Origin of the sequence: Dapis brunnea BLCC-M229, from assembly GCF_050015995.1 — a bacterium.
In the GTDB taxonomy this organism is placed as follows: domain Bacteria; phylum Cyanobacteriota; class Cyanobacteriia; order Cyanobacteriales; family Microcoleaceae; genus Trichodesmium.
Window position 1 is genome coordinate 18,341 of record NZ_JBNHEP010000241.1, and the last position, 9,455, is coordinate 27,795.

Annotated in this window: 9 protein-coding genes; 1 reads left to right on the forward strand and 8 read right to left on the reverse strand. The window is 33.9% G+C overall.

What is annotated here, in order from left to right:
- Positions 1-114: 114 nt before the first annotated feature.
- Positions 115-984, reverse strand: coding sequence for a sulfotransferase family protein (locus ACP6PM_RS27720; protein WP_426590118.1), 870 nt, complete (start codon positions 982-984; stop codon positions 115-117).
- Between the two features lie 358 nt (positions 985-1,342).
- Positions 1,343-2,194 (reverse strand): sulfotransferase family protein, encoded by an 852-nt coding sequence (locus tag ACP6PM_RS27725; RefSeq protein ID WP_426590119.1) that lies wholly within the window; start codon positions 2,192-2,194, stop codon positions 1,343-1,345.
- 204 nt (positions 2,195-2,398) lie between these two features.
- Here ACP6PM_RS27725 and ACP6PM_RS27730 point away from each other — a divergent pair, with 204 nt between their 5' ends.
- A complete protein-coding gene (locus tag ACP6PM_RS27730; protein WP_426590120.1) occupies positions 2,399-3,256 on the forward strand; it encodes a glycosyltransferase in 858 nt (285 codons plus the stop codon).
- A 98-nt stretch (positions 3,257-3,354) separates the two neighbouring features.
- Here the strand turns inward: ACP6PM_RS27730 and ACP6PM_RS27735 are convergent, their stop codons facing one another.
- From ACP6PM_RS27735 to rpmB, 6 genes are all read right to left on the reverse strand, one after another.
- Positions 3,355-3,810, reverse strand: a complete 456-nt coding sequence (locus ACP6PM_RS27735) for a hypothetical protein (protein WP_426590121.1) — start codon at positions 3,808-3,810, stop codon at positions 3,355-3,357.
- Between the two features lie 74 nt (positions 3,811-3,884).
- Positions 3,885-4,868 carry a glycosyltransferase gene (locus ACP6PM_RS27740; RefSeq protein WP_426590122.1) on the reverse strand — a complete coding sequence of 328 codons (984 nt, stop codon included), beginning with the start codon at positions 4,866-4,868 and terminating at the stop codon, positions 3,885-3,887.
- A gap of 96 nt (positions 4,869-4,964) precedes the next feature.
- Positions 4,965-5,915: a hormogonium polysaccharide biosynthesis glycosyltransferase HpsE gene (hpsE, locus tag ACP6PM_RS27745; protein ID WP_426590123.1), complete on the reverse strand. Its 951-nt coding sequence runs from the start codon at positions 5,913-5,915 to the stop codon at positions 4,965-4,967.
- A gap of 448 nt (positions 5,916-6,363) precedes the next feature.
- Positions 6,364-6,672, reverse strand: a complete 309-nt coding sequence (locus tag ACP6PM_RS27750) for a hypothetical protein (protein WP_426590124.1) — start codon at positions 6,670-6,672, stop codon at positions 6,364-6,366.
- A gap of 229 nt (positions 6,673-6,901) precedes the next feature.
- Positions 6,902-7,915 carry a hormogonium polysaccharide biosynthesis glycosyltransferase HpsE gene (hpsE, locus tag ACP6PM_RS27755; protein ID WP_426590125.1) on the reverse strand — a complete coding sequence of 338 codons (1,014 nt, stop codon included), beginning with the start codon at positions 7,913-7,915 and terminating at the stop codon, positions 6,902-6,904.
- A gap of 1,045 nt (positions 7,916-8,960) precedes the next feature.
- Positions 8,961-9,197: a 50S ribosomal protein L28 gene (rpmB, locus tag ACP6PM_RS27760; RefSeq protein ID WP_293101755.1), complete on the reverse strand. Its 237-nt coding sequence runs from the start codon at positions 9,195-9,197 to the stop codon at positions 8,961-8,963.
- Positions 9,198-9,455 lie beyond the last annotated feature (258 nt).

Sequence of the window (9,455 nt, forward strand, 5' to 3'; positions counted from 1 at the left end):
GGGCGATTCGCGAATCGCCTGTACGGGAGTAGGGGGAAAGAGTTAATGATTTATGGACGATAATTGATTTGATTTTTAATTATCACCAGATGTCTAATAATTATTGAAGTCTGACTACATAGTAGGTTCATAGCCAAACTTTAACAAAGTTTCTTCAGCAATGCTCTTAGTAGTCCGTTTTTGTAACCAATTAAGTTCTTTTTTCCACCGATAAAGAGAGGCCGTATCAATTGAATTACGATTAAAGAAAGTCTGCATTCCTGCGCCTTTCATAGTGACAATATCATGTTCTACTGCATGAGGTTCTAAGACTTTATCACTCCATTCAACTTCCAAAAATTCCAGTAATTTACCTATTTCTGTCTGGGGTGAAGTTACTAAATCTTCATAGCGGATACTGATATAATTAAGATTAACTTTCTTAGCATCTTTGCAAAATTTTTGATTCCAATCAACCCATCTTTTCAGAGCATTTTTATAATTATTTTTCACTTTTTTATCAGAAATAGGAATAGTTTTCCACTTACCTACAGTTGACAAAGCTACATCCCGACCATCCCGGTAGATATGCACAAACTTAGCATGGGGAAAAAGTTGATACAAAAAAGGTAAAGCAATAATATTTCTGGGAGTTTTTTCTGCCCACTGAATCTTGCCATGACTCCGAGCAGAAGCACTCATAATTTCATCAATAAAATTTGCCATAAGTTGATAGATTAAATCTTGTTCAACTCCCTTAAAAGCTTTCACAGCTCCCCACTCATTTCTAGTCAAAAATCGGGTCAGCGATCGCAAACTCGGTGCCCAATCTAATTGTTGATTAGTAATCCAAGGAGCTTCTGGGCCACACATTATTTCTGGATGAGAATCTATCATCATTCGGAGTAGTGTGGTTCCCGATCTAGGAACTCCTAAAATAAAAATAGGAGGAGGTTCTAAGGTAGATTTATTAGAGCCAATCTGTACTTGATTTGAGGTTTCCATAAATTAATTTATAATAGGGAATAGGGAGTAGACCTCTCGGGAAAAGAGGGAGTAATGAGTAATGATTAGGGGGAAATAATTGAGAATTTATACTTGATAATTGATTGGATTTTTGATTTTTGGAGATGTCTAATAGGGAAATTAGATAGAAAATATAAGGAAATAGAAAAGAAGAAAAATCACTGTACCTAAGTAACTTGAAAAACGCGATACATCTCATTATTTTAAAGTTAAAATTTATCCCCTTTTCAATAAATAATTTAGATCCAATTTGTAAAATTAGCTGTTTTCCGCTGTTAGATAGACTTTTTATGCTCCAAATTACCATTATCAATTATCAATTATCAATTATCAATTATCAATTATTTATTACCCAACTTAAATCAACCTTTGACAACTTCTTGATAACATAATCTCTTTCTGACTCATTAAATATTTTTTGGAACTTCTCAGACTGGCGATTTGTAATTTCTTGTTTAACAGTTCTACCTGCATTTTCCAAGGTTAATTTTTCTGAGGCATTACGATAATTTTGTAGCATTGAATCTGTAAAATGAATGCCAATAAACTGACAAAGTTTTACCAATTCTGCTTGAGTATTTGTGACTATATCTTCATATCTGACTAAAATATGATTAGATTTGTGTATATGCTGGCGACTAATTTCTACAGCTTCAACCCAGCGGCTAATGCACAAATTCAAATTCCAACCATCTCCCCCCCAAGGTTCAGGATATTTCTGAGTAACTTCATGTAAAGAAGCTACTACATCAGTTCCATTTCTGAGGATATGGATAAATTTTACTCCCGGTATATTTTTTTCTATATAGTCAATATAAAGAATATGTTCTGGTGTTTTTTCTAACCAAATTTTTTTACCTTCAGTGGCAGTTAATTCATCCAGGATATTAATAAATTGTCTAGTATATTGACTTCTCAAGACATTAAACTTAGAAAACTTTTCTAACAGCTCCCCACGATTAATTTCCTCAACAAAAAATTCTTTTAATCGAGGTTTAAAATCCTGAGAAACCATTTTCAACTTTCGTCTCCAACGTTCTTTATATAAAGGGATAAGATACCAAAAAAACTTGGTTTCTGGAAAAGACAATATTTGTGGGTGTGCAGCTAACATACTTTGTAATAAAGTAGTACCAGAACGAGGACAACCAACTAAAAATAACCGCGTTTTTGATTCAATTTTCATCATTTAGGGAATAGGGAATAAGGAATAGAAAAAATACTTACCCGAGCAATATAATAACTGCCATAGTTATTGATTAATCTTAACAATTTTTTGAGCTATCGCTTGAATCTAGCTTAGATACTATAAGAAAAAATCCTGAGTATAGCTTTTATGTGTTAAGATTATTATAGAGTATAAATTAACCAATGTAAAACCCCGTAATTTCCTATGACTTTAATCTCTGTAGTAATTCCTGTTTTTAACGGGCAAAATACTATTAAAAAAACAATTGAATCTGTTTTAAACCAAACTTGGAAAGACTACGAACTAATAATTATTAATGATGGTTCTACTGACTCAACAGAAGAAGTTATTTCCAACATATCCGATCCAAGAATTAAAGTTTTTAACTATCCAAATGCAGGGCCTTCTGCAAGTAGAAATCGTGGAACAACTATTGCTTCTGGAAAATACATTTCCTTTATTGATGCTGACGATCTTTGGACTCCAGATAAACTAGAAAAACAACTTCAGAAACTAGAAGAAAATCCTCAAGCTAAACTAGCTTATAGTTGGACTAACTATATAGATGAATCTGACAATTTTTTATATCCAGGTGGCCACATTACAGCTAATGGGAATGTCTATGAAAAATTGTTGTTAAATAACTTTCTAGAAAATGGTTCTAATCCATTAATCGATCGCCAAGCATTAATTGAAATAGGTGGTTTTGATGAATCACTTTTTGCTGCTGAAGACATGGATGTGTGGTTTAAATTAGCTTTTAAATATGAGTTTGTTGCTGTACCTTCTCCTCAAATTTTATATAGATTATCTACTAATTCATTATCTACTAATCTGGCCAGAGTTGAGAAACAAACTTTAGAAGTTATAGATAGAAGTTTTAGTCGCGCTCCTGAATCTTTACAAAATTTAAAACCAAAAAGCATCTCTAATTTTTATCTTTATCTGACTATGAAATCTCTGAAAGGGAGAGTTACTAGAGCAAAAGGAATAGCAGCATTTAGGTACTATATAAATTCTTTTAAAAATAATATTTCCTTACTGCAAAGAAAAAAAAAATGATGGCAATAATATGGATAAAAATAATTCTTTATATTTTTCTACCTGCTCAACTTGTAGAACATTTATTAAAAAGATATCAAAGAATATCAAATAAGTAATTACTCAGCTTTATTAGTGTTATCAGGTTTCAAAATATTGCTTAAGTAATAAAAAGCACTTAGAAGACTACCCCAAAAGTATTCTAACTCAAAGGCTGATATTAGATTGCTTTTCACTTGACCACGATACTTAATAAAAAGCTGAATTATCCTTCGCAAATTGCCTAATATTGTTCTAGAAAAAATCACAGGTTTTTGCCAGTTTTTAGCATTAACCATTCGTAACTGACAAGTAGCTAAACCAATACCTTTTCCTAAAGGAAGCAAATACTCTCTTTCTAAGCGTTTTTTGGGAATTTTGTGATAAATACACATACTTGGATTGTACCAAATTTCCCAACATAGCCCCTGAGCTATTAATGCCTGACCTAGCCAAAATTGATAAGGATTTAGAGCTTTCTCCAGATTACCATTACTAGGCAGCATTAAAATTTGCAATTGACTAGATTTACTCACGGCATTTATCTTCCTGCTTAATTATTTGCAATCAAAATTTTTTTCGCCCCATCTGCTTTTTTTTTCAACTAAAATTAGTTCGGTCGTTTGTTGAATTTTAAATTAGTTTTGGGCGCTCTGCTCTCAACAGAACCTAATAACTTTTGATAAAGAGCAGGTGGCAAAAAAATAAATCCCAAGCTTTTAACAAAGATTACAAAAATAAACTTTAAATCATATTTCAAATAAGGATCGTTGAGAGCATAGAGTAAAATAAGTTTCATCACTGCCAAGCCTTTTTTTTGTGTTGGTTGAGAGTCAATTGTTTTGCAAGCCAGATATTTATAAATATTTGCCAAGCTATGTTTTTTTAGGTATTGAATAGATGCAGGAGCGTTTTCAAAAGCACGTTCTATTACCTTCAAACATTCTACCTCTTGTGTAAAAGGATTAGAAGAAATTGAATTAGTAGAAAATCTGTACAAAATCTGAGGTTTTTCTACTGCTACAAAATGATATTTTTTCCCCAGTCTTAAATATATTTCCCAATCTTCAGTTCCCTGTAGCGACTGATCAAAACCACCTACCTCATTTATAGCTTCTCTTTTAATTAGAGGATTAGAACCATTTTCTAAAAAATTTCTCACTAATAGTTTAGAATAAACATCCCCATTAAAAACAACGCGCCCGCCCTGTTTGAAAAAATTGCCAGACTCATCAATATAATCAGTCCAACTATAAGCAACTGCTGCCTCTGGATGGAGCTGCAAAGCATTTAATTGAGATTCCAATTTATCAGTAGTCCAAAGATCGTCGGCATCAAGAAAAGCAATAAATTGTCCTACAGAATTATCAAATCCACGGTTACGACTAGCAGAGGCACCAGCATTTGAATAAGAAAAAAGCTTAATTCTCGGGTCTTTTATTCGAGAAACTACCTCTAAAGTTCTATCTTGAGAGCCATCATTAACTACGATTAATTCCCAATCATCAAAGGTTTGCTCAATAACGGATTCTATGGTCTCTTGGATTGTTTTTTCTGAGTTATAAGCGGGAATAATTACAGATATTAGGGGCATATTTTTTTAGTTTATTCAAGCATAAATATGATTTTGCTTAGGGGGATTTTAAGTAATAGAAATTAGGCAAAATTTAATTAAGTTAAAAAGGGTAAACTATTTATTTTTACCCAACTTGTAAAAAATATAAAAAGGACTTAGCAGACTACCCCAAAAGTATTCTAACTCAAAAGCTGAAATTAGATTGGTTTTTACTTGACCCCGATACTTAATAAAAAGCTGAGTTATCCGTCGCAAATTGCCTAATATTGTTCTCGTAAAAATCCATGGTTTTTGCCAGTTTTTAGCGTTAACCATTCGCAACTGACAAGTAGCTAAACCAATACCTTTTCCTAAAGGAAGTAAATAATCTCTTTCTAAACGTTTTTTGGGAATTTTGTGATAAATACACATAGCTGGATTGTACCAAATTTCCCACCCTCCTTTATGTAAATAAAGCAAAGCTTCATAGTCTTCACCAGCTACCATTACTTTTCCTACTCTTCCAGTTAAAGCTAACCGACTAGGAACACATTCAAACCATGCTTGTTTTCTAATTACTAATCCAGCACCCGGAGGAAGTCTTAATTTTTCTGGTTCAAATAAATGGGGTTGAGAACCATGTTCCCTAATAGCCAAATAAGGTTTGATTTTATTAAAATTTTCCGGGGGATTAACTTCAAAATTCCCTATTATCTTACCATTATATGCACCTGCTTTCTGATGTTCTTGACCAAACTTAAAAGCTGCTGCTACCCAGTCTGCTTCTGCCAAGTTATCATCATCAAGAAAACCTACAAAATAGCCTTTAGATTCTTCAATAGCTCTTTGTCTAGCAAAAGCTAATCCTTGTTCTGCTTCAAAGCAATATCTTAATGGTATATTTTCTGGCCACTTAGCTTGATAGTTTTTTACAACTTCGGTAATATTGTCACTGCTATTATTATCAACTACAATTACTTCCCAAGAAATATTTTCTGTGTTGATTTGCGATCGCAGTTTCTCTAATATTAAGGGTAATCTATCCGCCCCATTATAAGTTGGTATAGCAACAGTTAAGTCTAGCATAATTTTTTAGTATTTACATTACTTCTGCCTTCTGGCTTTAAGAAAAAATCTCTGTATTCTATGTTAATGAAAAGCACTATAAATTAATAATGCACTACCTGAAATTAAAATATCCTAAAATGGTAATACCATTTCACAGAATTCTGAATTATGAATTCTGAAGTTAGATTGGATAGGCTAAAAACTTTTACAAGAGAAAGGTTTGAGGCAATTATTTGACATTTAAAATTTGAAACTATTTGTAATATCATGTCTGTTTATATCGTTTGTGTAAAAGTTAGCGTAAATATCAACAGGAAATTTAAGTTTTTTCTTGCTCTTAAACCTTCCTCCCTCTCGTCTCTCTCGTCCCTCTCGTCCCTCTTCTGTGTTCCCTGTTCCCTTTTTTCCGGAGATGTCTAATGACAACCAGAAGGTATATCTAAACTTTTCCTAGCTGCTTCTTAATTTATTGGATGGGAATCCCGCGCTGTCTCGCAGAGCAGCGTCGGGAGGATGTCAAATTGTTAGGATAAACCTGTCGATAATGATCGTGAGGAATAACTTTGTGGACGCGATCGCTCAACATCGGAAAAGTTAAATTTGCCCAGTCTCTACTTACTTGACAATGACTGATGCACCCATCAACTCGCTTGATGAACTCTGACTGAAACAAATACCTAATTTGGGATGCAATAATTGAGTAACTACGTTTATCGTGAAGAGTCCAAATCACTTTTGTTCCTCTTACCCTAGCAAAATCAATAGCTAATAGCATATTTATTTCCTGTAAACCAGCTTAAAAAGGGTTGAGGTGACGGACTATGGTTTCTATGGGCCAGTGGACATGAAAAATATCATACTGTTTAAACAGTAGTTTACTCAAAGAGAACTCTGTAACACTAATTCATTCCCTGTAGTTCCATTGAGGAATACCACAAATAGCCATAGGAATTTCGATACTCCATCCTAAATGCTGGCCAATGAATAATTTTCATCTAAATTACCTAATATTTGAGCAGTTTCACTGAAACCACCTGAGATTCTACGGCTGAATTTTGATTTTGTGCAACCTCTGCAAAATAACCATTTTTCCACAAATAAAAAGGACTGATTAAACTATTAATATATAATTCCAATTCACAAGCTGCTACTACATCTGTTCGTAACTTTAGATTATATTTAAGTAAATGGCGGATAATTTTACGAGTATCATTTACTGTATAAGCGAACAAAGCTAATGGTTTTAACCATCGTTTAACACCTAACATTCTGGTGACATAACGGCTTAAGCCAATACCCTGAAAAAAACTGATTAAATAATCTTTTTCCAATCGATGTTTGGGAATTTTGTGAATTACTTCCATTGCTGGATTATACCAAATTTCCCATTCTCCTTGTTGAATATAACTAATAGTTTCTGTATCTTCAGCAGTTAACATTGAACCTGTTTTTCTACCAGTTAATATGCAGTGTTCTGGAACATTTTCTAACCAGGCTTCCCGACGGACTACTAATCCAGCGGAAGGAGGTATGACCTTCATAGCAGGTTTATACAGTAATGGTTCATTGCCTCTTTCAGTAATGGCAAAAAATGGTTTAATTCGATCAAAATTAGGTGGTAATTCTCCGGCAAAATCTCCATGAATCTGACTAGCATAAGCTCCTGCTTTGGGATATTTTTGAGCAAATTCATAAGCCGATGCCACCCAATCTTGTGCAGGAATATTATCATCATCTAGGAAACCAATTAAAGGAGAATTTGCTACCATTACTGCTTTGTTTCTAGCAAATCCTGCACCTTGTTGTTCTTCAAAAGAGTATCTCAAGGGAATTTGCTCAGGCCAGTTTTTTTGATATTCTCTAACTACTTTTTGTGTGTTGTCTTGGCTGTTGTTATCTATAACAATAACTTCCCAAGATAGTCCTTCTATCTTGATTTGAGAACGTAATTTGTCTAGAACTAATGGTAATCTTTCAGCTCCATTATATGTAGGGATTGCGACAGTAAAATCAGTCATAATGATTTAGATGCTAAATTCAGTAATTTTATGTTTAAAATATACCCAATATTATCCTAATCTGACAACAGCATATCTTCGTAAATTCCTAATTTAATCTACAGTTTTCTACGCAAAAATAAAGGTTTTGGAATTGTCTATCGAGCAAATTTGACATCCTCCCGACCCCAAGACTATCCTTATGGTAAGGGTTTTCTGCCAACATTTTAAGATTGAACAGGAAACAAATACCTCTAAATTTTCCAGAACTTAATTTTCAGGAGCCATCGATAATATAGTTATCCGTAAATAGAGGGAAAAAATCGATCCAATATAGACAAAGTAATAATTCCCAGCATTTTTACTCGCCAATAGCTACAATCCTTACAACTCACATTCCGGAGGTCAACTTGTAACATTAAAAGTAGTATTAAAATCGGTAGCTTGGTAAGTATTTATATTATATAAATCATCTTAATTCACCTTTCTCATTCGTCAGATTCTCAGGAAAATACTAAGATAAGTGCTTAATTGTTTACTCAATTATGACCACCATGATTTTCTCCTGACTCCTGATACCAAATCGTGTTTTCAAAACCCCTTTTTAAATATCGACTAAATCTATTTTTACCAAGGATTTAGGCTATAAAAATAAAATGTGTATGATAACCGGATTTAGTATAACTCCTGACTCCTGGCTCCTGACTCCTAACTTTTCAGGTGCATAATGTAGGATATAAAGGGATAAGTCTCATATCTATAAACTTTGCGATGAGACAATAATTTGAAATCCTTGGCGAACCTCTCTAGCAACAACCTAATTTTTCTAGTAGTTCACTAGCTTCTAAGTATATTTGCTAAAGAGTGAATATATCTTATGTCTTTGAACCCTACTCCCTACTCCCTCCTCTACTAAAGATGTAGTAAGAATGCGCGAGATTTGGTATTAGATTCTGCTGTTTGAGGTAGATTCAGAAGCTAAAATCCCAGGAAAAAATTAATAAATAGCCCTATCCTAAAGTTGATGAAGACAGGGCTAAATTAGAGGAGTAAAGAAAGAAAGATATTAGCACTTATTCAAGTTAATGCCAGCTTCCTTGGCCATAGCTTGTATACCTTTGTGTTCCAAAGTTTTAATTGCTTTGGTAGATAATTTTAGCTTTACCCAACGATTACCTTGAGGCCACCACACTCTTTTCCACTGGAGATTTGCGTGCTGTAATTTGTGGGTACGAATGTGGGAGTGGGAAACTGCATAGCCATTATTAGCTTTCTTTCCAGTCAATTGACATTTACGACTCATAAGTTTGTCCTTCGATTTTGTGTTGACAACCTTTTTATTATATAAGTCATTTAATTTATCAGTTAGCCTCCTGGGGAGGAACTTAGTTAACAGTTACCGAAAAATTTAGGTATAAAGCCTTTCCATTCATGGAGAAAAAGCGGTCGAGGGATGGCGAGGTCTCCTCGCCATATCCAATCGACCAAGACAGCGGTCGTTTGCGCAGCATGACCTTAGGATGGGATGCCGAGGTCTCCTCGACATATCCAATCGACCAAA